We start from the raw sequence: 25,297 nt of genomic DNA on the forward strand, positions 1-25,297 counted from the left end.
AATCGAAAGTTGAACGCCATTGTAGGAAGACGCCAGCTGAAGCTGGCCAAAAAAATAGCGTCGGCGACGGCGCGTTACGCGCTGCTCGCGGCGATCGCTTACCAGCTTCTGTACCCGCTGCTCTATATGATGAGCATGGCGCTGCGAAAGCCGGAGGAGGCGATCGACCCGAGCGTCATCTGGGTGCCGAAGTCGTTCACGCTTAGCAACTTTGCCGACGCGCTGCGGGTCATGGACTTCTGGGACGCGCTGCAGAACAGCGTCCTGATCGGCCTCGGCTGCGGTTTGCTCGACGTCCTGTCCTGCGCCTTCGTCGCTTACGGCTTTGCTAGATTCAAGTTCCCCTTCTCGGGGCTGCTGTTCTCCCTTGTCATCTTAACACTTGTCATCCCGGTTCAGACCATCATTCTCCCGCTCTACGCGGATATGCGGTACTTCGATGCGTTCGGCCTCATGAAGCTGACGTCGGCGATAACCGGAGGGCCGGAGTCCGTTAGTCTGGTCGGCAGCTACTGGTCGTTTTATCTGCCCTCCATGTTCGCCATGGGGTTAAGGGCGGGACTGTTCATCTTTATTTTCCGCCAGTTTTTTATGGGCATGCCGAAGGAGCTTGAGGACGCGGCTTACATGGACGGCTGCGGACCGTTCAAGACGTTCTTCCGGGTCATGCTGCCTAACGCCAGAAACGCGATGATTACCGTATTCCTGTTTTCCTTTGTCTGGCACTGGAACGAATATTACATGTCGAACCTCTTGCTCGGCAATATGAAAAAAAACTTCGCGATCGCGATTTCCATGCTGCGCGTCGATCTGCAATCCATCGTGAACGTGCAGACGATCAGCGACCCGCTGGTGATCGTGACGAGGATCCAAGCAGGCGCTTTGCTCGCGATATTGCCGCTTATCGTTCTTTATTTGATTACGCAGCGGCAATTCGCCGACAGCATCGAGCATGTAGGCATTAAGTAACGGGCAGCGGGCGGGGCGACCCGCCCGGCTTGAAGGGAGGCGAGGCCGAAGGTTCTGCATGGCAGGCAAGAGGATTTTGTTTTGCTGGTTAATGATCGAGGGAGTCAACCAAAAAAAGGAATCATCCATTAAACGAGGAGGCTATCCAAATGAACAAAAACGTAAAATCTTGGGCAATGATGCTTGCGACAGTGATGATGACGACTACGGTGCTGTCGGCTTGCTCCGGCGGCAACGGCAATGCGGGCAATGCCGGCAATGCGGCCAATACCGGAAACGCGGGCAACGGAAGCGCGGAAGCCGAAGGCAATGAGGTTAAGGAAGAAGAGCTGGTTAAGCTTGCAAACGGCAACATTACGGTGCTGTACCATACGTCGCTCGAGCAGTATCAAGAGAGCAAAACGAATAACCCGGATGCGTACGACGCGCTTCTGGAATCAATTCCCGAATTCGAGAAGCAGCATGGCGGCAAGGTCAATCTGATCGCGGTGCCTTGGGGCGACCAGAAGGCGACGCTGATCTCGATGGTGAATGCGGGCGAGCAGGTGGACGTGGCGCAGGCGAACGACCAGAACTTCCCCGTCTATCCGCTGAAGAAGATGCTGATGCCGCTTGGCGATTACATCGATCTGGCCGACCCGCTCTGGAACAGCTCGGTTTTGAAAGCGTTTGAGTTCGGCGGCGAGCCGTACGCGGCCGGCGTGGGAGCGGCTCCGATCGTGATCTATTACAACAAAACGTTATTCGAAAACAACGGCGTGAAATCACCTTCCGAGCTGTACGCCGAAGGCAACTGGACATGGGAAACGTTCCGCTCCACGGCTATGGAGATGACGCAGGATACGGACGGCGACGGCGCGAGCGACCAATTCGGCTTCGGCTGGTGGGATGCGGGTTACGCGCTGATGGTCGCTTCCAACGGCAAAACGCTGCTGACCTACAACGAAGACGGCACGATCTCCGCGAACCACGATTCCGACAACGTGAAGGAAGCGGTTCAATTCACGCAGGACGCGCTTCTGAAGGACAAATACATCGACAAGGACAAGGAAGGCGACTACTTCAACGCCGAGTTCAAAAACGGCAAGCTGGCCATGACGGCGGAATACGGTTTCGGCGGGTTCAACGTCTTTAAGAGCGACTACGAAATCGACTTCGTGCCGGTGCCGAAAGGCCCTAAAGGCGAGCCCGGCGTAGGCCCTGGCGGCATGTCCGGCTGGTCGATCCCGACCGTCTCGAAAAACCCGGAAGGCGCCGCGGCGTTCATCAAGCTGCTGTCGGAGAACGAGCAAAAGGTCGCGACGGCCAAAAACGTCGAGCTGTACGGCCAGGAGAAGGTTGATTTCATGAACGAGCTCGCAGGCAAAATCCTGTTCGCGCCAATCGGCGTCGAAAAATACTGGGATGCCAATACCGCGCTTCTTACGGGCATCAAGGACGGCACGCCGGTCGGCACGTTCGCCGCAACGGCGAAGGCGATGCTGGAGGAAGGCATCAACATCACCTTGACGCAATAAAACTCTTGAAGCAGCCCGCTGTCATGATTTATGGCGGCGGGTATGCCTTTTAAGGGAAGATGGGGGGAATGAAGAAATGGCAGTTCGTAAGAAGAGGACGGTTGCCTGCCTATTGGGCGCCGCCGCGATAATGGCGCTCTCGGCATGCAGCAATGGCGCGAACGGGCCGGGCGAGAGCAGGCAGGAAACGCCGCAAGCGTCGATCGCCCCATCGCAGAAGCCGGCGGAGTCGGCTGTTCCCGGCGAAGCGGAAGCGATGGCTCCTTCCGATCGACTGTTCTGGAAGCCGCCGGCAGGCTGGGTCGGCGACTTGATGCCGTACAACGACGGGACGGATAAGCTGCATTTGTTCTACCTGCAGGATTGGCGAGACGGAGCGCCGGGCTTCCATCCTTGGCATCAGGTGACGACAACGACGCTGACGGACTATGCGGATGAAGGGGAATCGATTCCCGTCGGTTTAGAACATGAGCCGGATCTGGCGATCGGCACGGGCAGCGTCATCAAGGAAGGGAATACGTACCACGCCTTCTACACGGGCCATAATTGGAAGTTCCCGGATCAGGGAAAGCCGAAGGAAGCGATGATGCACGCGGTCAGCCAGGATCTCAAAACATGGACGAAGCTGCCCGAGCATACGTTTGTTGCCCCGGAAGGTTATGAAATACACGATTTCCGTGATCCGTTCGTGTTGTATAACGAAGAAGCGGGCGTTTATTGGATGCTGGTGAGCGCAAGGAAGGAAGGCGTCGGCGGCGTTATCGCGAAGTTTGTATCCAAGGATTTGGAGCGATGGGAGGTAAGCGAGCCGCTGGAGGTCGAAGCGTCGTCATCGTTCTTCATGCTGGAATGTCCGGACGTGTTCCGGATCGGGGACAAATGGTATTTGGTTTTCTCGGAGTTCAGCGACAAGAAAGCGACCCATTACCGGGTCAGCGATTCGCTCGAGGGGCCATGGCTGCTGCCGAAGGACGGCGACGACTTGTTCGACGGCAGGGCGTTCTACGCGGCGAAGACCGGCATGCTGGGCGACGAACGTTTCTTGTACGGCTGGGTGCCGACGCGCCAGATGGAGAAGGACTTCATGAAATGGGATTGGGCAGGCAATCTCGTCCCCCATCAAATCGTCGCGCATGAAGACGGTACGCTTGGCGTGAAACCGCCCGACCAGCTTGCCGACTACTTATCGAAGCCCGAGGAAATGAAGATGGAGCGTACGCTCGGCACCGCTACGGGCAGCGGCGGAGAGTGGAAGCTGGACGGCGAATCCGGGCTAGCGGGCGTCGTGTTCGATAAGCTGCCGCAAATCGCCAAATTGACCGGCAAGTTCCGCTTTGAAGAAGGCACGCAGTTCACCGGGTTCGTGGCCAGCGTCGGCGAGGACGCCGAGAAGGCGTACGGCATTCAAGCGGAACCGGGAAAAAGCCGGATTCGTTACGACGCGGTGCAGGGCGAAGCGCTCACCACCGTCGAGCCTGACGTCAGCGTTTCGGTTCCGTTCCGCGCAGGGACGGAATACCCGTTCACGCTTCTGATCGAAGACGATGTTGCCGTCTTCTATGTCGACGATTACGCATTGACGACGCGCATCTATAAGATGCCGGGCGGCAACTGGGGCTGGTACGCCCGCGGCGGCGCCGTGACGTTGTCCGAGCTTGCGCTGTTCACGCCGAAGGAGGATTAAGCGATGACGACGGGCGAACCCTTGTACAAGGAAAGATACCGGCCGAGGTTCCATCTGACGCCGCCGTCCGGTCCGATGAGCGATCCGAACGGCATGGTCTACGTTGACGGGGAATATCATCAGTTTTATCAATTCACGGGGCGGTGGGGGCATGCAATTAGCCGCGATTTGATCCATTGGGAGCATCTTCCTCTCGCGCTCGTGGGGGATGAGCTCGGCGATATATGGTCGGGCAGTTGCGTGATCGACAAGCGGAATACGAGCGGGCTCTTCCGGGATGAATCCGGCATGGTCGCGTTATTCACCCACTTCAAGGACGGTTTGCAGTCGCAAAGCATGGCCTACAGCCGCGATCGCGGACGCACTTGGGCCAAATACGAAGGCAACCCCGTTATACCGAATCCCGGCCTGAAGGATTTCCGGGATCCGAAGGTGCTCTGGCATGAAGAGGCGGCAAAGTGGGTCATGGTCGTGTCGGTCGATAAGGAAGTCTATTTTTATTCATCGGCCAATCTGCTCGAATGGCGGTTCGAGAGCCGCTTCGGCGAAGGCCAAGGCTGCCGCGCGGCGGTATGGGAATGCCCCGATTTGTTTCGGCTGCCCGTGGAAGGAAGGCCTGGCTTGTCGAAGTGGGTGCTGCATGTCAGCATCGGCGACAACGGGGAGACGGACGGGTCCACGGCGCAATATTTCATCGGCGAGTTCGACGGAAGGCAATTCCGGAACGACGACGAGAGCGGCGGCGAGGTTCGATGGACGGATTACGGGCAGGACTTCTATGCGGCGGTGACGTACTCGGATATGCCGGAAGCGGATGGCCGGACGGTATGGCTCGGCTGGACGTCCAACTGGAAATATCCGTTCGCGGGACCGACCTCTCCGTGGAAGGGAGGCATGTCCGTTCCTCGCTCGCTCACGCTCAAGACGTCTGAGAAAGGGAGGATCGTCTTATGCCAGCACCCGATTGCCGAGTTGGAGAGTCTTCGTGAGGGAAGGCCGCTTGTTTGGCGGGACGTCGTTTTGTCGGACGGAGCGTTGAAGCTTGAGTTTACGGGCAGCTCTTACGAGATCGAAGCGGAGGCGGAATGGCGGGAGGACGATACACCTACCGCGTTCGGACTGCGGGTGCGGGCGTCCGGCGAAGAACGCACCTTGCTGGGGTATGAGCCCGGAGCCGCGCTGGCCTTCTTGGACCGGACGGCCGCGGGGCGGAACGACTTCGTCAGCAGGAAAGGCAAGCCTTTTCATTTCGGCAAAAGGTTCGAGGCTCCGCATGGGGCGAAGGACAGCCGAATCAGACTGCGGGCTTTCGTGGACGAATCCGTCGTGGAGCTGTTCGTGGATGGCGGAGAGACGGTATTTACTTCGCTCGTCTACCCCGAAGGGAAAGCGGACGGCATCGAGCTGTTCGCGGATGGGGGAAAAGTCGTTTTTACGGAAGTGACCGTACGCAGAATGAATTCGGCGTGGGTGTAATAGTTGCAGAGAAAGCATGGTGAAGAGAAATGGGAAACCTGACTGTTAATCAATTGAAACACGCGGCGCTAATCGATCGGGCGGGAGAGGCGCTTTCCTCGCTCGAGTCCGCCATGGACCGGACGTATCGGCTTGGTTATCATCTGATGCCGCCTGCAGGCTGGATGAACGATCCGAACGGACTGATCCAATTCCAAGGCGTCTATCACGCGTTTTATCAGCATGATCCGTACCAATCCAAACAAGGCCCGATGCATTGGGGCCATGCGACAAGCCTCGATTTGGTCCACTGGGAGCATCAGCCCGTCGCGCTTGCGCCGTCCGAAACCTACGACAGCGGGCCCGCAGGCGGCCAAGGCTGCTGGTCGGGCAGCGCGGTCGACGATAACGGCACGCTGACGCTGATTTATACCGGTCATGTCGACGGGCGTTCGCCGGAAGAGGTGCAAAGCTTGGCCGTCAGCGTCGACGGTATCGTGTTTAACAAGCCGGATCAGAATCCCGTGATCGAAGATTCGCCCGACCGCGAGCGGTTCGGCTTCCGCGATCCGAAGGTATGGAAGCGGGGCGAGCTCTGGTATATGGCGGTCGGCTACGGCAAGGACGGGCTGGGGAAAGCCATCATTTATACCTCTGAGAATTTGAGAGTGTGGACGTACAGAGGGGCCGCGCTGGAGAGCGACGGCACGATGGGGGATATGTGGGAATGCCCGGATTTGTTCCCGATCGGCGGAGGCGAGCATCACGCTCTTCTTATCTCGCCGATGAACACGGGATCCTACAAAAATCTGTACGTGACGGGCAGATTCGATTACGAGGCATGCAGGCTGGAGAAGGGGTACGCCGAGCTGATCGATTACGGATTCGATTTCTACGCGCCTCAGACGTTGCTGGACGACCAAGGCCGCCGGATCATGCTCGCCTGGATGAACATCTGGGGAGCAGTCGCACCGGAGCAGGAGCTTGGCTGGTACGGCGCGATGACGTTGCCGCGAGAGCTGACGCTTGAGGCGGACGGCACGCTGCGCAGCCGTCCCGTGAAGGAGCTGGAGGTGCTTCGCGGCGAGGCGGTTCAAGCAAGCGGCATCGTTCTCCGGGACGGGGAGCCTGCGGGCGTGGCGGGAGTTGCAGGCCAACAACTGGAGCTGATCGCCCGCATTCGCCCCGGAGACGCATCCGAGGTGGGTCTGCGCTTTTTTGCTTCCGCGGACGGTGAAGCTTATGCGGAGATCGTCTATGATGTCGCTGGAGGAAAGCTGAGCATGGACCGCAGCCGGGCAGGCGCCGGCGACGGCGGAGTCAGCGTCGCGCCGTTATCGTTGTTGTCCGACGGTACGATCGAGCTTCGCCTTTATTTGGACCGCTCGTCGGCGGAGCTGTTCGCGAACGACGGCCGGATCGCCATGACGAACCGGATTTACGGCAAAGCGGATCAAACGGGAATTTCTTTTGTTGCCCGCGGCGGCGAGGCGGAACTCGTGTCGCTTGATTCGTGGCGGCTTAATGGCATCTGGGGGTAAGCGGAGAGGGATGAAGAAGATGGATGTAGTAGCGCTCGGGGAGCTGTTGATCGATTTTACGCCGCACGGGGAATCGGAGCAGGGTCAACCCTTATATGAACGGAATCCCGGCGGCGCGCCGGCAAACGTGCTGGCTGCCCTATCGAAGCTGGGCGTTCGGACGGCTTTTATCGGGTCGGTCGGCGACGACGCGTTCGGGCGTTTCCTTGCGGATACGCTGCGCGGCAGCGGCATAAACGTCGAAGGCTTGATCGTGACGGAGGAAGCGCAGACGACGCTTGCCTTCGTCCATTTGGACCCGGGCGGCGATCGTTCCTTTACGTTCTGCCGCAAGCCAGGAGCCGATCAACTGCTGCGGACGGAGCAAATAGACCGGGGGTTGGTCGGCGGTACCCGCTTGTTCCATTTCGGCTCCATCAGCATGACGAACGAGCCTTCGCGCACGGCAACGCTGGAAGCGGCGGCTTTGGCCAAGGAGAGCGGCGCGGTCGTCTCCTACGATCCGAACCTGCGTTTGTCGCTGTGGCGGGACGCGGAGCATGCGAGGGCCGCGATTTTGGAAGGGATGGCGTTGGCCGATGTCGTCAAAGTGTCGGAGGAGGAGCTGCTGTTCCTGACCGGCACGGATGAGCTGGATGCAGGCTCCATGCAGTTGATGGAGCAATACGGCATGAAGCTGCTCCTCGTAACCCTTGGGCCGGATGGCAGCTACTGCCGGACGACTTCGGTAGACGGGGCGGCGCTTACGGCAAGGAATGGCGGCTTCAAAGTGGACGTCGTCGACACGACGGGTTCGGGCGACGCCTTTTTCGGAGGCGTATTGTACCGCCTGCTTGGGGAGGACGACTTGTCCTCGCCGGCTTGGACGGAGGAGAAGCTGCTTCGAATGCTCGCGTTCGCCAACGCGATGGGCGCGTTGACCGCGACCGGTAAAGGCGCGATCCCGTCGCTTCCGACGCTAGAGCAGGCAATGACTTTTGCAGAATTGGAAGAGAAGTGAGGAAGCTGTTATTAGGAGGGTGGTTGTCATTAGACAACCGCCTTTTTTTGCTTTGCAAAGCCCGTTTGATCAACGGAATCTCAACGGAATCTGGGAAACCTAGTAGAACGATCCTGAAAAACCGATGCCATTGCGGTTGCGGTTGTTCTCGGACGCTAACGGAAGCAGTCGTCGCTATTCGGTTCATTTTTATTCGATTTGGAAATCTAACGGAAGTAAGGAGTCTTATTATGTTACTATTCCTGAAAAAATACCATTTTCAATCGATTTAAGAGTTGTGGGCTCCGTTAGATATCTAAATGGGCTCAATAATGCGTAATAAGAGCGCTGAGTTCCGTTATATCATCGAATGGTTTTTGTCATTTGGAGCAAACTTCGAACCTCCGCCGATTAAGTCCTTCCGTTTCTTTTTTGCTCCCTCCCCGCATAAGCTTGGGTATGTAGCAGGACAGGATCGGAGGGGATGACGATGGCGAAATGGGGGAGAAAAAGCTGGTGGCACCGGATCGGCGACGCGCTGTCCGGCCATGGCTCCGGCGGTTCGTTCCGCCGGGTGAAGACGGTGAGCTGGGGAAGCGGGCGCGGAAAAAGCGGGGCGTCGAAATCGAGCTCGGCAAGCGGGAGCGGCATCAAGTGGGGAACGAGACCGGCAGCGGCGAAGCCGGCCGCAAGCTGGGGAAGCAGCCGGAGGTCGCCAATGTTCTCCTTCGGCGGCCGCTCAAAGCGGGTTTCGCAACCGGCGGTTTGGGGAACGAAGCCGAGAGAGCCTCGAAGCCGGCCCCGCATGCGCAAGCGGACGCTGCTGCTGTGGATGCTCGTTTTTATGATGTTGTTTACGATACCGTCCTTTATTTTCATCGAGCGCAATTTGCGTCCGCCGCTCATGAACATCGCGAAGATAAGGGTGAAGCAAGTGGCGACGCAGGCGATCAACAAAGCGATTACGGATCAGGTCGCGCGCAAGTCTGAAGCCGATAAATTGATCGATTGGAAAATGAACGCGAACGGCAAAATTTCCGGCTTCATGCTGAATTACGCGGAGCATATCAGCATCACGTCGGAAACGGTGCAAACCGTGCAGGCAGCGCTTAGCGAAATTAAAGATATTCCGGAGCATATTCCGATCGGACACGCGGTCGGCAGCGCTATTATTTCGTCCTTCGGTCCGACGGTGCCCGTTAAGTTCGAGCCTGTCGGCGCGGCCAAGGTAGAGTTGAGCACGCGCGAGCGCAACGCGGGAATCAATATGGTACTGATAGAGGTATACATCAAAGTCGTCGCCGAGGTGTCCATCATCATCCCGTTCGATTCGGAGCCCGAGCTCGTCGATACGGAAATTCCGATCTCGTATTTGCTGGTGGTCGGCGACGTGCCGATGTATTACTACGATAGCACGGGCAAGCCCGTCGGGGAATCGGCGCAGCAAGCTCCGAATATTTCGGTGCCGCTGGAGCAAGGTTCCGGAGGAGGCGTAACGACAAATCCGAACGACGCAGGGACAGAAGAGGAACCTTCCGCGGATTCGCTGCCATCGGACCATACTTCGGACAACGGAGAGACGCAAGTGGATTCGCTGCTTCAAATGGAAGCGGAATAAGGAATACGAGACGGTGGATGAGTTTCAAAATGATTCGAATGGTGCAATTCGTACAGCATTTTTTTGCATCAAATGTTGGGGCAAAGTCATTCCTGCATAACATACAGCATTTTTCGCATATTCATGGCGTGGACGGAAAATTAGGGCCAAATTGCTGCACAAAATACAGAAATACATGGATATGATGCGATTTTGTTTCGGAAATGCTGTACAGAATGCAGCAACGGCAACGGGATAGCTTGTTGAGGCAACAGTTGGCAGGAGGCAGCAGGTGGCAGGCAATATGCAGAAGGCGGCAGGCAGCAGGCAGCAGGCATTAGGCAGCAGGCGGCAGGCGGCAGGCAGTAGGCAGCAGGCAGCAGGCAGCAGGCAGCAGGCGGCAGGCAGTAGGCAGCAGGTCGCAGTAACGGCAGGCGGTATGGAAAGGCGGCAGGCAAACGGCGCAGCAGGTAGGTTGCGATAGTCGGTCGTCGCTGGCATTGGATAAGCAATTTCCCGTCGGAAAAATAAGAACCCGTCAGCGAAGTGACGGGTTCTTATGCCATAATCGACCTTACTGTTTCGAACGAAGCCGCTTTCGCTCCGACTGTTCCCAGCGACGCAGCATCGGATACGGGTCGAACGCCCATTCCACGAGGCCGCGATCGCTGTAGACGCCGTAGTGCAGATGCGGAGGGAATTTGCCCGACGTTCCCGGCTTGCCGTAGCCGGAGCTGCCGACCCAACCGACGACTTGTCCGGCCGCCACGATGTCGCCTACGCCAAGGGACTTATCGAACCCGGACAGATGCGCGTAATAGTGATAGTGATTGTTCAAATCGCGAATGCCGATACGCCAGCCGCCAAATTTGTTCCAGCCTTTGATTTCGATGACGCCGTAGCAGGTGCTGCGGACGGGAGTCCCATGGCCGGCGAAAATATCGGTTCCTTCATGGCTGCGGCGTCCGCCCCAGCCTCTTCGGTCGCCCCATGTATCCTTGTAGGAATAGGTGGTGCCGAGAGGCAGCGGGAAGGCATGCTCGAATAAGTCCAGCTTGCCGTAATGCCTATAGATGGAGGCGAATTGCTGAACCCGCTGCACGGCCCTGCTGTTGCGGTAATAATCCCATACGCCCGCCGGGAACCGGACTTCCGACGTACCGCTCGCGCTCATGTAGGAGACGAGCGAGTAGAGCAGGTCGAAGTCGTTCGTCCGCTCGGCGAATCCGTTGCCGTCTCCGTCCTTCCCGATGCCGTTGAAGAATCGGATGGACACCGGCGAACTGTCTTCGGCGTCGGGATTAAGCGTGCCCGCCCAACGCTCCGGCTCAACGAACACGCCGGCAGTCTGTCCGAGGATCGGATGGGTTTTCGGCTTCGCTTTGGACATGGAGCGTTCATATTGATCCACTGCCGCGATCCAGTACCATTCGACGCCCGTAACGCTGCTAAGTTTGTCGTACAGATCCCGGCGCTGGTCGAACGGGTTCGCGGCCCCTGCCTCTTCCGCCGCGGATCGGGCAATACGAGTTGCATAAATCGCCGCCGGGCGATAAACTGTTCCGTTCTCCCAAGCAGCTGCGGCTCTCGTTGCCGGCACGGCTAATATCGATGCAGCCGCAACAAACGCGGCTATCGGAATGATTGCCTTCAAACGTCTCACCCTTTCGGAAGCATGAGGTCATAACGCTATGTTTTGCAGAACTTCCGTTTTTATCCCAAATCCCCGACTTATATCGGTTTGCGATAGATAACATTCCGATAAACTATGGATAGCGGCCTAATCTCGAAAGCCTTATCATTACTTTTTGCCTGCATGGCGTGTTATAATGATGGCAATGCCGTAAACTTATAACAGAACGTGAAAGCAGGGAACATACATGAGCGAACGCAACAAACGCGAGAAACTGCCAAAGCCGGACTGGCTTCGCATAAAATTAACGACCGACGGCAATTACGCCGAAATCAAAAACATGATGAGGAACAAGACGCTTCACACCGTATGCGAAGAAGCGCGTTGCCCGAATATTTACGAATGCTGGTCCAACCGGACGGCGACGTTCATGATTCTAGGCGATATTTGCACGCGCGCTTGCCGGTTCTGCGCGGTGAAGACGGGCATGCCGACGGAGCTTGACTTGCAAGAGCCGGAGCGCGTGGCGGAAGCAGCGGAGCAGATGGGTCTCATGCACTGCGTCGTGACCTCCGTCGCTAGGGACGACTTGGCCGACGGCGGGGCGTCCATCTTTGCGGCTACGATTACGGCGATCCGGAAGCGGCTGCCGTTCTGCCGCGTCGAGGTGCTTATTCCAGACTTCATGGGCAATTGGGATGCGCTGCAGGTCGTGATGGATGCGAACCCGGATATCCTAAATCATAACATCGAGACGGTGGAACGCCTGTCCGACCGCGTCCGCGCGAAAGCAAAGTACAAACGCTCCCTGGAGCTGCTGAAGCGCGCCAAAGAAATGAAACCGAAAATTCCTACGAAATCCAGCATCATGCTTGGCGTAGGGGAACAATATGAAGAAATTTTGCAAGCTATGGACGATCTCCGCGCGGTAGACTGCAACATTCTGACGCTCGGCCAGTATCTGCAGCCGACGCCGAAACATCTGCCGATCGAACGGTACGTTCACCCGGACGAATTCGCCCAGCTTAAGGCAGAGGGCAAAAATCGCGGATTCCGCCACGTCGAATCGGGACCGCTCGTCCGCAGCTCGTACCATGCGCACGAACAGACGGATTCCGCGCATGCGGCAATCGCGGCGGACACGGCCGATCAGGCCGAAGCAGAAGGCACGGGCTACGGCCTGGAATCTTCGGGCTCATGCGCTAGCGCTGCCGCGGGCGCGCTGGCCGGAGCTAATTAATCGACGCTGAAGTGGGGTGGAACAGTGGCTTTGATTCATATCGGAGGCAAGTCGTACGAGCTCATGCACGAGAACAGGAACGGGTGGAATCCCGAAGCCTTCCGCAATCGCTATAGCGAAGTACTGGAGAGATACGATTACATTATCGGGGACTGGGGCTACAACCAGCTTCGCCTGAAGGGATTTTTCCGTGACGGCCATCAGAAGGCGAGTAAGGAGAGCAACTTCTCCAGCGTTTCGGATTACATTAATGAATATTGCAATTTCGGCTGCGCGTATTTCATTCTGGAGAAGAAGCAGAACGCAAACCGGGAGCCGGATGAAGACGATCTGGATCTGAACTATGAGCCGGATGCGCCTCGCTTGGAGGGTTACGACCTTCGTGCGGCCGCGGAATCCGCGGCTACGGCTATCTCCGCGGAGTTGGAGCAAGTCGAAGAGAGCGTAAGGCCTGCACCTTCACGAAGGGATTCCCATTCAGGCGGACGGCATAGGCATAACCACGGCCACAACAGCCACAAAGACCATGGCGGGAACAATCAGCAGGGCAACCCTTCGAAGCAAGAAGGCCAAGGGCGTTCGGCGGAAGGCGGAGAGGGCAAACGCCGCGACCAACCGTACCGGAAGAACAACCGCAACCGCCATCACGACCATCGCGCCAAAAAACCGATGAAGATTGCCGCAAGCGAATCGGCAGCCGCTTCGGAAGGCCAGAATCATAAGTCGCAGCAACAGCAACAGTAAACGAAAGAGACGCCGGGCGCTCCCCAAACGGAGTACCCGGCGTCTTTGTTTTAAGTCATATCGATGAAGGCTTCGCGTACGCGGTTCCAGAACGTGAAGGCTCTGTAACGAGGAAACGTCACTTTGCGCGTCGAGACGCTGCATCGGATCGACCGGATGTCGCCGTACATCATGTTCACATGGTCGACGCTCAGCTGGATGCGTTGATCTTTTTTGGAGATGATGTCGCAATGATGATGTTTCGGCAGCAGAACGGAGGAACCAAGCGTCCGGAATACCCGATTGTTGATCGAAGCGATCTCGGCGATCTGAAGCGATTCGATGGAAGGGTGAACGATGGCGCCTCCCAAGCTTTTGTTATATGCGGTACTTCCCGAAGGAGTCGAAATGACGATCCCGTCGCCTCGGAACATTTCGAACAGCTCGTCGTTAATATTGATCTGGGCGACCAACGTTCCGTCTACGCCTTTCAGCGTAAATTCGTTCAGCGCCAAGTAATGGAGCGTCTCCGTGCTTGTCTCAACCTCGATCTGGGCGAGCGGATAGCGGACCAAACGAGGCGTTTCCTCGGCCATCAGCCTCACCAATTCCTCCAGCTCATCCGCGTTCCAGTCCGCGTAGAAACCAAGATGACCGGTGTGAATACCTATGAAAGCGACGTCCGCGATATGATCCACATGTTGGTGGAACGCCTGAAGCAGAGTGCCGTCTCCGCCGATGGAGATGACGAATTCGGGTCTCTCTTCATGCAAGACGAACCCTCTTTCGGCGGCAAGGGCGTGGAATTGTTGAACCAGGGATTTGGATACCGGGTCCCCTCTGTCGATTACGGCGTATTTCAAGTCGCTTTCTCCTTCCGAACAGTCAGTCGTATCTAGATGATATCGGAAATTGCCGCTTATTTCAACGATGCGAATGACGGTTTGCCGCGTTAATGCGGAGGACCAAGCCAACCCCACAGCAGATAGACCATGCCCGAGGCGAGAAAAGCATGCAGCAACCGCGCTGCCAGAAAGGGCTGATACCGCATCGTCGTACGGCTGATCAAGCTGGCGATCTGCGCGTGGACCGATAAGCCTCCCCATGACAGCACCCAAGCTGCGATCGCGGCTTGATGCAGAAGTCCGGTACCGGCCATGCCTGCGGCTCTGGCGCCGAGCGTAACCTCGAACAAGCCGAAAATGGAGGCGTCGGCTAACGCTGCCGGCAAGCCGAAGAGACTGAAGATGAGACGAAGCCCTTCGGCAAGCGCTGACACGAGGCCCGCATGCGTAAGCATTTCCATGACGACAGAGAAAAATACGACAAGGCCGCCAACGACGATCATCAGCTTAAGCGCGGATTGGACCGAATCCTGAAGAAGCTTGCCCAAGCTTCGGCCGTCGAGAAGCCTTGCTTCATGCATGGCGTGCAGCGCGATATACAGCCGGCTTTTGGAACGTGGGGTCGGTCTCCTGCCAGACTTCGAACCGTGGGGCTCCAATGCGCCGTAAGGGCTGGGAGCATTCGGAACCGGAGTGCCGCCTATGGTTGGCGCGGAAGCCGAATCTTCCCGCATCCCATGGAATCTCATCAAAAGTCCGATAAGAAATCCGCTTCCGTAATGGGCGGCGGCCAGGAGCGGCGCGAGCGCAACGTTGTGAAAAAAACCGACGGATACCGCGCCGATCAGAAAGATCGGATCGGATGTCGTCGTGAACGCGACTAAACGCTCCCCTTCGTTCCTCGTTATGAGTCGTTGCTCCCAAAGCTGGGACGTCAACCGCGCGCCGACGGGATAACCCGACATATAACCCATCGCGACGACGAAACCGCCTATTCCGGGAAGCCTGAACAGAGGACGCATGAGGGGATCGAGCAATTTGCCGAAGAAATGAACGATCCCGAAGCCGAGCATGAGCTCGGAGATGACGAAAAACGGGAATAAGGCAGGGAACAGCACCTGCCACCAGATCGATAAGCCGCGCAAGGAAGAATATAACGTTTCGTCCGGGTATACGGCCATGAGCAGCGCGATGAACAACGCGGACAACGCCGTCAGGGACAAGGGGTGGATCATCACGCGCAGCATCTCGTTCCTCCTTCGAATGGATAGCCTGTACGGACTCTATACCTACTTATATGACGGGTTTGGGACATCCATAACTATTAGAGGTCTCGGTGCTGAAAACCGGACTTTTTGAACATGCACTATTACGGAATGTTACAGGAACATTACAGTTTGTAAACGCTTGCGTTTTAGGTTTTAAACGACGTTTTTTATGGTACAATAGAATCATCCTGACACGCTTGGAGTGATGATTATGAGTATTATCGCCGGCATCCTTGTCTGCGCTTTTGTCTACGTCATCAGGGAGTCCATCGCGGCACCAAACGAAGAGGAATACGAAACCTAACCAACCGGTTGCTTACCATCATAAGCCCTAAGTCCCGCGACCGCGGGCTTTTTTTTGTCCATAGGAAACTTTTCTTAAAATATAAGAAAGTATAAGTTTTCTCTATACTGTGCTTATATTTCTCGGAATGAAACGCGCTGCGCCGCCAAAGGACGGCGACAGCCGTTTCACCTTATGATATAATACTAAATACCTACATATTGGAGATGAAGATGACGATGAATAGGAATATAAGCCTTTATGAGGCGATCGGCGAAGCGGAAGGACTTAGGTCTATAGTCGAATCGTTTTATCCGAAGGTGCAAGCGCATCCCTTATTAGGCCCTCTGTTCCCGGAGGATATCAATCCGGTGATGGACAAGCAGTTTTTATTTCTTTCTCAATTTTTCGGAGGTCCATCGTTGTACTCCGACCAATACGGCCATCCCATGATGCGGGCGAGGCATTTGCCCTTCCCGATAACGCCGCGGCATGCGGCCGCATGGCTGGGCTGCATGCGCCGGGCGCTCGAGGAAACCGGGCTTGCGCCAGAGCTGCAGGCGGCAATTATCGAACGGTTGTCGGGACCTGCGTATCATTTCGTCAACACATCTGAAGAGGAGACGTGATCCCCTTGGAACCGCTGTATGAATCCAAGATTGTTTGCATTTGCTGCGAAACCACTTACCTGACAGCTAGAGTGCGCCCGAGTTTCAAGAAAGCAACACGCATGGATTCAGATTTTTGCGGCTATTACACGAAGGGCGTCAATCCGGATTTTTATGTCGTGCGGGTATGCCCGAGCTGCGGCTACGCTTCGACGGAGAACGGCCTCGAACGGCTGAGCGACAAGCAGAAATTAGATTATTACGACCGGATCGGCTCGAATTGGAAAGGACTCGACTACGGCGGGGAACGTTCGGCGGAACAAGCGATGGCGACCTACAAGCTCGCTTTGCTGACGGCGCAGGTGACGGGGGCGCCCGATCGGATTATTTCGGGATTGCTTCATCATATCGCTTGGTTGTACCGTTACGAGGGCAACGAGAAGGAAGAAAGACGGTTCTTGACCTATGCGCTCGAGGCATACGTACGTGTGTACCAGCTGGAAGGCATTAGCTTGAACAACGCGAGGCTGATGTTCCTTATCGGGGAGCTGAATCGAAGGATCGGGGAAAGGCATGAAGCGGTCAAATGGTTCTCGCGCGTCGTCAGCGACAAACGAATCATGGACGCGGCCATGATTCGGGCTTGCCGCGAACAATGGCAGCTTGTTCGCGAGGAGATGGAGCAAGGTCCGTCTTTGGCCGGCGGTACAGAAGAGACGGCGAGTACGGCATAATCATAGACGTTTTTTGTGCGGAACAGGAGGCTGGGGGACCAACAATCAGACTTTGGACTTGCGAAGCGGACCGTCGGCCAGCAAATAATCCTGATCCGCGTCCACGATCGTGATCCGTCCATGGCAGCATGGGAATACCATCAGTCTTTTTTTGCCTTCGCGAATGACGGGAAGCTCGTCCGGCTTCAGCAGCAGAAGTACGTTCTCCGCGTCGCAGAATGGGCACTCGGCAACGTACAGATCGCCCATTACTGACTCGTAAGGCCAAGTGTTCTCGAATGGGATCATCATTGCTGGGAGGGATCCTCCTCTGCCGGTTTCGCCGAAGCGGCTTCCTCGGAAGCGGGCTCCGATTCGGATTTCGCGAGCTCCGCCAGTTTCTGCAGCAGGATATGGCGAGGCATATGCATGAGGCGCTCGATCGGCACGTTCAGTTGTTTCGAGAGCTTGATCGCCGTATCGGGCGAAATTTGCAACGGTTTGGACATGTGGCGTTTTCCTCCATTATAGATATAATAATGTTATACACCGCCGAGTGGGTTTGCGCAAATGGATTGCGGAAGCTGCTCGGTTTTTTCTATTGGATGGCTCATTACATATGACGAGGTGAGAGGTATATGGCTAATCAATATCCTTTGCAATGGAATTTGGATGTTTTTTATCCGGGGGGTTCGAAGTCCGAGGCGTTCGCAGCCGAGCTTGCAGGCATGGAGAACGGGATCGGGAAGCTGAACGAGCTGCTTTCCGGTAATAACGGCGATCCGGTAGGCCGGTTGCTCGAGATGACGGCCTTGTCCCAAGAGATCTTGCTTGCGTTTCGGCAATCCGAATCGTTTGTGGCCTGTTTGGTCGCGCAAAATATGAAGGACGGCGCGGCGGGCGTCTTGAACGATCGCGTGAAGACGATCGCGGCCAAGTACACGTCGGCCATGACGAAATACGATAATATGCTTCGCGGCGTCGAGGATGCCGCCTTGGAGGAACTGCTCGGCAAGCCGGAAGTATCCGAGATCGCGTTCAACTTGCGTGAACGCCGGGAAATTGCGAAGCAGAAGATGGCGCCGGAGCTGGAAGCGCTAGCCGGAGATCTCGCGATCAACGGTTATCATGGCTGGGGAGATTTTTACGATACGCTGGTGTCCAGAGCCCAATTCCGCGTCGAGGAGAACGGCGAGCAGAAGCTGTTGTCCGCGGGACAAATGTTCAACCGGCTCTCGGACGGAGACCGGACCGTGCGCCAGACAGCATTCGCCGAATGGGAGCGCGAATGGTCGTCGTTCGCGGAGCTCGGAGCGGAGACGCTCAACAGGCTGGCCGGTTTCCGGCTGAAGCTGTACGAGAACCGCGGCTGGGACAACGTGCTGCGCGAGCCGCTTCAGATTAACCGGATGAGCGAGGCGACGCTAAACGCGATGTGGGACGCCATTGAAGAGGGCAAAACATCGCTCGTTGCCTATCTTGAGCGCAAGGCCCGCCTGCTTGGCGTAGAGAAGCTCGACTGGCATGATGTTGAAGCGCCGATCGGCTCGTCCGCGAAGACGGTATCGTACGACGAGGGAGCGGCGTTCATCATCGAACAGTTCCGGGAGTTCGATCCACGCCTAGCGGAATTCTCCGAGATGGCGTTCAAGGACGCCTGGATCGAAGCGGAGGATCGCGCGGGCAAACGGCCGGGCGGCTTCTGCACAGCGTTCCCGAAGAGCGGGCAGACGCGCATTTTCATGACGTACTCAGGCACCGCGTCGAATATTTCGACGCTTGCGCATGAGCTTGGCCATGCCTACCATCAGCATGTGATGAACGACAAACCTGCGTTCGCGCAGGAGTATGCGATGAACGTTGCGGAGACGGCGTCGACCTTCGCCGAGATGATCGTTTCGGACCGCGCGCTGAAGGCAACTGAGGACAACGAAGAGAAGCTAGGACTCTTGGAGGATAAGATCCAGCGTTCGGTTGCGTTCTTTATGAACATCCATGCTCGCCTGCTGTTCGAAACCCGTTTCTACGAGAAGCGGAAGCAGGGGCTAGTATCCGTGGACGAGCTGAACGGGCTCATGGAAGCGGCGCAGCGGGAAGCGTATCGAGATAAGCTTGGCGAGGTCCATCCGTATTTCTGGCTGTCGAAGCTGCATTTCTACGCCACCGACGTGCCGTTCTACAACTTCCCGTACACCTTCGGTTATTTGTTCAGCGCGGGGCTATATGCCAAAGCGTTGGAAGAAGGTCCGGCGTTCGCGGACAAATACGTCGCCCTTCTCCGCGACACGGGAAGCATGACGGTGGAAGAGCTGGCTCGGAAACATCTCGGCGTCGATCTGGAGAAGGCGGACTTCTGGCGTGCGGCCGTCGCGCTGACGGATGTCGACGTGAAGCAGTTCCTGGACATGACGGAAGAGAAGTAAACGCGGCGCAACGAAAACAGAGAACCCCGATGCAATTTTTGCGGATTGCGTCGGGGTATTTTTGTGCTTTTACCACAATAGAATTTTAAGTTTTCGAGCGATCGAAAACCGAAATTCTATTTGGCGATAAAACCTACCTTGTGCTTACGAAGATGCTTTGCTTTGCAAAGCTGAAGGTCGCTCATCATCGAAAGGCATCGATTGAGGATTTAACATGACAACTATATCGTTTATATTGTACATCATATGAAAATATGATATGTTAATGACGGAAAACGTTATCATTACCAATTGAATGTGAGTCAAATATGCCTTTCCGATCGATTCGGAAACTAGGAAAGAGGGGAGAACGATTCAGCTTTCTTCCAGGCAGTTGGAGCTTTTGGATCTTGTGAAAAAACATTCGCCCGTAACCGGCGAGCAGCTCGCGGAATATTTGGGCGTAAGCCGGCCGACGCTTCGTTCGGATCTGTCTTTGCTCGTCATGCTCGGGATGTTGGACGCGAAGCCGAAGGTTGGCTATTTCCTCGGAAATACATTCCGATCGGCGGGAGAACCGCTGCAGCGGTTTAACGCGATGAAAGTGAAGGACGTACAAGGCGTCCCGGTCAACATTCCCGATTCGCTGTCCGTGCACGACGCGGTTATTACTTTGTTTACGGAGAATGCGGACACGCTCCTCGTCGTTACGGAGAATAAGCGGTTCGCCGGCATCATTACTCCGAAGGATCTTCTCAAAATCACGTTAGGCAATGCGAGCGCGGCTTCCATTCCCGTTAGCATGGTGATGACGCGGTACCCCAACATCGTGACGTTGTCGCCTGATGATTCCGTATGGGATGCCATCCGCAAGATGTCCTTGCATCAGGTGGATTGTTTGCCGGTAACCGTCGCTTCTGGCGAGAATGGCGAGCAGCCCGTCGTTACGGGTTGGGTGTCCAAATCGAATATCATTCGTTTGATGGCGGACATAGCAACCTCGCAGGAATTGGGGGAGCCCGGTTTATGAAACAGCCTTACATCTATGTGTGTTCGGATGCTGTTGGAGAGACGGCGGAAGCCGTCGCGAAAGCAACACTAAGGCAATTTTCCTCCGACAACGTCAAAATAAAACGGTATGGCCACATTCGTACGGAAGACGAGATTTTGCGAATCGTTGCAGAAGCCTCGTTAACCGGCGGGTTTATCAGTTATACGCTTGTACAGCCGGAGCTGAGAGAATTGATGCGCGAAGAATCCGTCAAGCAAGGCGTGCGGGCAGTCGATGTGATGGGTCCGATGATGCAGGCTTACGTCGATACTTTCAATGACCATCCGCGCAGGCAGCCCGGCCTTCTCCATTCGATCGACGAAGAGTATCACAAACGGATCGAAGCGATCGAATTCGCGGTCAAATACGACGACGGCAAAGACGTGACCGGCCTCATGCAGGCGCAGGTGGTGCTCATCGGCGTGTCGCGCACCTCGAAGACGCCACTCAGCGTATTCCTGTCCCACAAAGGGATACGGGCGGCGAACCTGCCGCTTATGCCGGAGGTCAATCCGCCCGAGGAGCTGAAGCAGGGTCCCGGCCGATTGATCGTTGGTTTGACGATGCAGCCCAGCCATCTGCTCGAGATTCGTACCGAGCGGCTCAAGGCGTTGGGATTGCCGTCAACCGCCCAATATGCATCGCCCGAGCGGATCAAGGAAGAGCTTGATTATGCCGCATCCGTCATGGAGACATTATCTTGCCCGATCATCGACGTAACGAATAGGGCAATTGAAGAAACAGCCGGAATCATTATTGAATGGCTTACCAAATAATTGTCAATACCTATAAATAGACGGAGGGGTTACGATGGATCGAACATTTGTAATGGTTAAGCCTGACGGCGTTGCCCGCGGACTCACGGGACATATCGTCGCTAGATTCGAGGCAAAAGGGTTTAAGCTGGCTGACGCAAAGCTGATGCAGCTGGACCGGGAAGTAGCGGAGGTGCATTACGAGCATCTGAGTTCGAAAGCGTTTTTCGGCGAGCTGGTGGATTTCATTACGTCCGGCCCCGTATTTGCGATGGTGCTCGAAGGGAAGGACGCGGTTAAAAACGCGAGGTCGATTATCGGCGCGACGAATCCGTCGGATGCGACGCCGGGAACGATCCGCGGGGACTACGCCATCGATGTTGCAAGCAATATCGTTCATGGCTCCGATTCCGACGAGAATGCCGAGAGAGAAATTAATCTCTATTTCCATTAAATTGCATGTTCAAAAAGTCCGGTTTTCAGCACCGAGAAGATTGGATGAAGCTAGAAAATGAGGAGCGGAGCGTAGTGATAGCTACGTGAGCACCGGAAGTTTCGGCTGAATTCAATATTCGATGTCGAATACGCTACCTGATATACTTCGTGATCAAAAGTGGGCTTTTTGAACAACCTCTAAAAGTGATTGACGGGATCAATCATCATATGGTAAATTTTAACCAAAGTTAAATCACTAACGGAAGCACCGTAATGAAGCAGCGATAAGCTGTTTCCATTGCGGTGCTTTTTTGCGTTGCCTTAAGGAGCGACGCGAGCGGGAGTCACGAGAGGGGGAGGGCCGATGAGCAAGCTGCAGCTGGCCGTTGCGGCAAGGGATAAAGAATACGTCAGGAGGCTGGCGGACTATATCCGGGGGAGCTCGTTCGCGGAACGCTGGCAAGTAACGGCGTTCACGAGCGCGAATTCATGCAAGCAATATATGAAACAAGGCTTCGGGATCGATGTCATTGCCGCCGAGAAGGAGCTGGCGGCAGAGCTGCGCGATCATGCGGGAAGCAAACCCGTGGTCATTTTGGTAGATCGGCTTAGCGATAGTGTAGAGGATCGGGAGCTGCTGCAATATCAGTCGCTGCCTCTGTTCATGGGGGCTTTGGAAGAGATGGTTAGAAACAGCTCGCACATGGAGCTGCAAGCGATTGGACGGCAAGGACATCGTAATCAAGCAGAAGGTTTAGGCGGGGCTGGCGTTGTTGCGGTTCATTCTGCGGCCGGAGGCGTCGGGAAGACGACGATTGCGCTGCATCTGGCTAGCGCGGCGGGGGTTATCGGGCTGCGTGCCTGTTATCTTAATATGGAACGTTGGGATACATCGAATGTATGGTTGGCTAGCGGCGGGAAGGAGGGAAAGCCGCATGAAGGGTTATCCGATCTGCTATATCGGGTGAAGTCGGGATCTTCCTCGAACGGCGGGCAGATCGCGAAATATTGCCAATATAGTCCGCTGCTCAAATGCGATTACGTGCCGGGATTCTGCAATCCGGAAGATCGGATTACGTTGAGCGGCGAAGATGCGCTTACGCTGGTGGATGCCATTGCCTTCTCAGGTCGATATGATCTTGTCGTACTGGATCTGGATGACGGGTGGGCCGAGCCGCAGCTGTCGCTGTTGGAACGTTCCGGCATTGTTTACGAGGTCGTGAAAGATGATCGTTCCGTCATCGGCAAACAGCAGCAAGCGATGAGGTATGCCAGGCAGATGCAGGGAGAGCGGTACGGCGAAGTGCTGAACCGAAGCCAACTCGTATTTAATGGAAGTCGCATGGAGGCTGATGGCCGGGATTGGAGAACGATGTTCGGCGTCCGCGAGACGCCGGTGTGGTTGCCCGAAGTGCCGGAGTGGCGCGATAGCGGGAGTCATCGTCCATTGACTTCATCCGCTTACTTGGCGGCTGCCTGCAAGCTTTTGAAACAATCCTTGAAGGAAGGGGAGAACGTACGTGCTGCCGGATGACGAGATCGCCGAGCTTCGCGGCCGGATACGCGCGACCATCGACTTTGGCGGGGCGATCTCGGACGAAGAGCTTCTGCGCAAGTCCGAGGCCGCCGTGTTCGAATGGTGCGAGCGCCATTCGTTGCCCGCGACGGAGAAGGTGAAGCTCGTTAGGCGGCTATACCATTCCTTCCGCGGGCTGGATATTCTTCAGCCGCTAATGGATGATCCCGCCGTCAATGAAATCATGGTCAACGGGCACAAGGAAATATTCGTCGAGCGCCATGGGTGTATAACGATGCTGCAAGAAGGCTTTGAGAGCGAAGAGCGGCTGCAGGATCTCATCCAACGCATCGTGGCCGGCGTCAATCGTATCGTGAACGAATCCTCTCCCATCGTCGACGCCCGGCTGCCGGACGGCTCGCGCGTACATGTCGTTCTGCCGCCGGTAGCGCTGAAGGGTCCATGTTTGACGATTCGGAAGTTTCCGGAGCAACCCATGAGCATGGCCGACCTGGTCGAGAACGGCTCATTGACGGAAGAAGCCGCGGATTTTTTGAAAGCGCTGGTCGAAGCGAAGTATAACATTTTTATTAGCGGGGGTACCGGCACGGGGAAAACGACGTTCCTGAATGCGTTGTCGCAGCATATTCCAAGCGATGAACGAATCGTGACGATCGAGGATTCCGCCGAGCTACAAATCCGTTCGGTGCCTAATCTGGTATCACTTGAGACCAAAAACGCGAATACGGAAGGGAAAGGCAGGATCACGATCCGGGAGCTGATTCGCGCCTCGCTGCGAATGCGCCCGAATCGAATTATTGTGGGGGAGGTCCGCGGGGGAGAGGCGCTGGATATGCTTCAGGCGCTAAACACGGGGCATGAAGGTTCCATCTCGACTGGGCATGGCAACAGCGCCATCGATATGATGCGGCGTCTCGAGACAATGGCGCTTAGCGCGGCGGAGCTGCCGCTGCCGGTTATCCGTCAGCAGATCGTTTCCGCGATCGACATTGTCATTCATTTGGCCAGAGGCAGGGACAAGAAACGGCGAGTGACCGAAATTTGCGAAATGGCAGGCCTTGCGGATGGCGAAATCAAGCTGAACGCGTTATTCGTTCGGAAGGAATCGGCGGAGGGCGCTCCAACCGGCCAATTGATCCGTTCAGATTGCCTGCTGGTACGAACGAATAAACTCAGACTTGCAGGGAAGGAGACGATGGCTGCGCATGAAGGCAATCGCTTGGGATAATCCGGACTCATACTGGCGGAGAGCGCTCCGGAGGTGCGGATGGGAAGCCGTATTCGCGGACAGCGGGCGGGACCATCCTAACCGAAGTATGTTGGAGGACTACACCAGCTACCGGATGAGCCGGAAGCAAGTTGCGGCTTCCGTGCTGATTGGATCCGCCGTTCTCTTTGCGGCGTTTTATCTGTTCTATCATTCGATTGTCGTCTCCGCCATCGCCGCGATTGCCGGAGCAGCGGCGCCCAGAATCAGGCAAGCGTCCTTGCTCCGGCAGCGAAGGAACCGGTTAAAACTTCAGTTCAAGGAAATGTTGTTCTCCCTTGCGTCATCGCTTGCCGCAGGCCGTTCGGTCGAAAATGCGTTTCGTGCCGCGTTGGAGGATCTTAGCCTGCTCTATTCGGACTCGTATGCGGATATGCTCAAGGAGCTGCGCGTCATTCATTATCGGCTGGATCAATCGGTGACGTTGGAGGAGGCCGTTCGGGATTTCGCCCGGAGAGCCGGAATCGACGAAATTACGATGTTTGCCGATACGCTTACCGCATGCAAACGTTCGGGCGGGGACCTTCTGGAAGTCATGAAACGGACGTCTGCGATGATCGGAGAGAAGATGAGCGTCGACAGCGAAATTTTGGTGCTTATGGCGCAGAAGCGGTTTGAAGCCTCGGTGATGATGGCAGTCCCGTTTGTTTTTCTCGGTTTTCTTGGTTTTGCCGCTCCGGACTATATGGCGCCGCTATACGCAGGGTTCGGTTATGTGCTGTTGACGTTCGCGCTGCTGCTCCTTGCGGGCTGCTTTTGGCTCATTTTCAAGATTATGTCCATTGAAATGTAAGG

Annotated in this window: 24 protein-coding genes; 19 read left to right on the forward strand and 5 right to left on the reverse strand. The window is 56.1% G+C overall.

The window, feature by feature from the left end; translation table 11 throughout:
* Positions 1–9: 9 nt before the first annotated feature.
* The 8 genes from RB620_RS12720 to RB620_RS12755 all read left to right on the forward strand — a co-directional run bounded on the left by RB620_RS12720 (position 10) and on the right by RB620_RS12755 (position 10,226).
* Positions 10–969 carry a carbohydrate ABC transporter permease gene (locus RB620_RS12720; protein WP_308094832.1) on the forward strand — a complete coding sequence of 320 codons (960 nt, stop codon included), beginning with the start codon at positions 10–12 and terminating at the stop codon, positions 967–969.
* A gap of 149 nt (positions 970–1,118) precedes the next feature.
* The gene (locus RB620_RS12725) at positions 1,119–2,486 is read left to right on the forward strand and encodes an ABC transporter substrate-binding protein (RefSeq protein WP_308094833.1); all 1,368 of its coding nucleotides are present in this window, start codon (positions 1,119–1,121) and stop codon (positions 2,484–2,486) included.
* A gap of 76 nt (positions 2,487–2,562) precedes the next feature.
* A complete protein-coding gene (locus tag RB620_RS12730) occupies positions 2,563–4,170 on the forward strand; it encodes a glycoside hydrolase family 32 protein (RefSeq protein WP_308094835.1) in 1,608 nt (535 codons plus the stop codon).
* A gap of 3 nt (positions 4,171–4,173) precedes the next feature.
* Complete coding sequence (locus tag RB620_RS12735; RefSeq protein WP_308094837.1) at positions 4,174–5,646, forward strand: glycoside hydrolase family 32 protein; 1,473 nt, start codon at positions 4,174–4,176, stop codon at positions 5,644–5,646.
* 29 nt (positions 5,647–5,675) lie between these two features.
* Positions 5,676–7,166 carry a glycoside hydrolase family 32 protein gene (locus RB620_RS12740; RefSeq protein ID WP_308094839.1) on the forward strand — a complete coding sequence of 497 codons (1,491 nt, stop codon included), beginning with the start codon at positions 5,676–5,678 and terminating at the stop codon, positions 7,164–7,166.
* A 10-nt stretch (positions 7,167–7,176) separates the two neighbouring features.
* Positions 7,177–8,166: a PfkB family carbohydrate kinase gene (locus RB620_RS12745; protein WP_308094841.1), complete on the forward strand. Its 990-nt coding sequence runs from the start codon at positions 7,177–7,179 to the stop codon at positions 8,164–8,166.
* Between the two features lie 469 nt (positions 8,167–8,635).
* Positions 8,636–9,763 carry a sporulation protein YunB gene (gene yunB / locus RB620_RS12750; RefSeq protein WP_308094843.1) on the forward strand — a complete coding sequence of 376 codons (1,128 nt, stop codon included), beginning with the start codon at positions 8,636–8,638 and terminating at the stop codon, positions 9,761–9,763.
* 271 nt (positions 9,764–10,034) lie between these two features.
* Entirely contained in the window at positions 10,035–10,226 is a 192-nt protein-coding gene (locus RB620_RS12755) for a hypothetical protein (protein WP_308094845.1), read from the forward strand.
* A 90-nt stretch (positions 10,227–10,316) separates the two neighbouring features.
* On the opposite strand, the gene RB620_RS12760 is transcribed toward RB620_RS12755, so the two are convergent.
* Complete coding sequence (locus RB620_RS12760) at positions 10,317–11,396, reverse strand: M23 family metallopeptidase (protein ID WP_308094846.1); 1,080 nt, start codon at positions 11,394–11,396, stop codon at positions 10,317–10,319.
* Between the two features lie 226 nt (positions 11,397–11,622).
* On the opposite strand from RB620_RS12760, the gene lipA reads away from it, so the two are divergent.
* The gene (lipA, locus tag RB620_RS12765; protein WP_308094847.1) at positions 11,623–12,615 is read left to right on the forward strand and encodes a lipoyl synthase; all 993 of its coding nucleotides are present in this window, start codon (positions 11,623–11,625) and stop codon (positions 12,613–12,615) included.
* Between the two features lie 30 nt (positions 12,616–12,645).
* Positions 12,646–13,359 carry a YutD family protein gene (locus tag RB620_RS12770; protein ID WP_308094849.1) on the forward strand — a complete coding sequence of 238 codons (714 nt, stop codon included), beginning with the start codon at positions 12,646–12,648 and terminating at the stop codon, positions 13,357–13,359.
* 50 nt (positions 13,360–13,409) lie between these two features.
* On the opposite strand, the gene RB620_RS12775 is transcribed toward RB620_RS12770, so the two are convergent.
* Together RB620_RS12775 and ylbJ are read right to left on the reverse strand one after the other, a co-directional pair.
* A complete protein-coding gene (locus RB620_RS12775) occupies positions 13,410–14,201 on the reverse strand; it encodes an NAD kinase (protein ID WP_308094851.1) in 792 nt (263 codons plus the stop codon).
* An 89-nt stretch (positions 14,202–14,290) separates the two neighbouring features.
* Entirely contained in the window at positions 14,291–15,430 is a 1,140-nt protein-coding gene (gene ylbJ / locus RB620_RS12780; protein ID WP_308094853.1) for a sporulation integral membrane protein YlbJ, read from the reverse strand.
* Between the two features lie 543 nt (positions 15,431–15,973).
* Here ylbJ and RB620_RS12785 point away from each other — a divergent pair.
* Together RB620_RS12785 and RB620_RS12790 are read left to right on the forward strand one after the other, a co-directional pair.
* Entirely contained in the window at positions 15,974–16,363 is a 390-nt protein-coding gene (locus tag RB620_RS12785; RefSeq protein ID WP_308094855.1) for a globin domain-containing protein, read from the forward strand.
* Positions 16,363–17,076, forward strand: a complete 714-nt coding sequence (locus RB620_RS12790; protein WP_374121402.1) for a DUF2225 domain-containing protein — start codon at positions 16,363–16,365, stop codon at positions 17,074–17,076. Before RB620_RS12785 ends, RB620_RS12790 begins: the two co-directional genes overlap by 1 nt.
* 45 nt (positions 17,077–17,121) lie before the next feature.
* Here the strand turns inward: RB620_RS12790 and RB620_RS12795 are convergent, their stop codons facing one another.
* Positions 17,122–17,364, reverse strand: coding sequence for a hypothetical protein (locus tag RB620_RS12795; protein WP_308095014.1), 243 nt, complete (start codon positions 17,362–17,364; stop codon positions 17,122–17,124).
* On the reverse strand, positions 17,364–17,564 hold the full coding sequence (locus RB620_RS12800) for a YycC family protein (RefSeq protein WP_308094857.1): 201 nt from the start codon (positions 17,562–17,564) through the stop codon (positions 17,364–17,366). The genes RB620_RS12795 and RB620_RS12800 overlap by 1 nt, the downstream gene beginning before the upstream one ends.
* Before the next feature lie 129 nt (positions 17,565–17,693).
* Between RB620_RS12800 and RB620_RS12805 the strand changes: the two genes are divergently transcribed.
* From RB620_RS12805 to RB620_RS12835, 7 genes are all read left to right on the forward strand, one after another.
* The gene (locus RB620_RS12805) at positions 17,694–19,478 is read left to right on the forward strand and encodes a M3 family oligoendopeptidase (protein ID WP_308094859.1); all 1,785 of its coding nucleotides are present in this window, start codon (positions 17,694–17,696) and stop codon (positions 19,476–19,478) included.
* A gap of 373 nt (positions 19,479–19,851) precedes the next feature.
* A complete protein-coding gene (locus RB620_RS12810; RefSeq protein WP_308094861.1) occupies positions 19,852–20,487 on the forward strand; it encodes a helix-turn-helix transcriptional regulator in 636 nt (211 codons plus the stop codon).
* On the forward strand, positions 20,484–21,284 hold the full coding sequence (locus tag RB620_RS12815) for a pyruvate, water dikinase regulatory protein (RefSeq protein ID WP_308094863.1): 801 nt from the start codon (positions 20,484–20,486) through the stop codon (positions 21,282–21,284). Before RB620_RS12810 ends, RB620_RS12815 begins: the two co-directional genes overlap by 4 nt.
* A gap of 34 nt (positions 21,285–21,318) precedes the next feature.
* Complete coding sequence (gene ndk, locus RB620_RS12820; RefSeq protein WP_308094865.1) at positions 21,319–21,717, forward strand: nucleoside-diphosphate kinase; 399 nt, start codon at positions 21,319–21,321, stop codon at positions 21,715–21,717.
* A 345-nt stretch (positions 21,718–22,062) separates the two neighbouring features.
* Positions 22,063–23,232 carry a P-loop NTPase family protein gene (locus RB620_RS12825; RefSeq protein WP_308094867.1) on the forward strand — a complete coding sequence of 390 codons (1,170 nt, stop codon included), beginning with the start codon at positions 22,063–22,065 and terminating at the stop codon, positions 23,230–23,232.
* Positions 23,222–24,463 (forward strand): TadA family conjugal transfer-associated ATPase, encoded by a 1,242-nt coding sequence (locus tag RB620_RS12830; RefSeq protein WP_374121403.1) that lies wholly within the window; start codon positions 23,222–23,224, stop codon positions 24,461–24,463. The genes RB620_RS12825 and RB620_RS12830 overlap by 11 nt, the downstream gene beginning before the upstream one ends.
* Positions 24,441–25,295, forward strand: a complete 855-nt coding sequence (locus RB620_RS12835; RefSeq protein WP_308094871.1) for a type II secretion system F family protein — start codon at positions 24,441–24,443, stop codon at positions 25,293–25,295. The genes RB620_RS12830 and RB620_RS12835 overlap by 23 nt, the downstream gene beginning before the upstream one ends.
* Positions 25,296–25,297: the final 2 nt, after the last annotated feature.

It is taken from the genome of Paenibacillus sp. LHD-117 (assembly GCF_030929555.1).
GTDB lineage: Bacteria > Bacillota > Bacilli > Paenibacillales > Paenibacillaceae > Pristimantibacillus.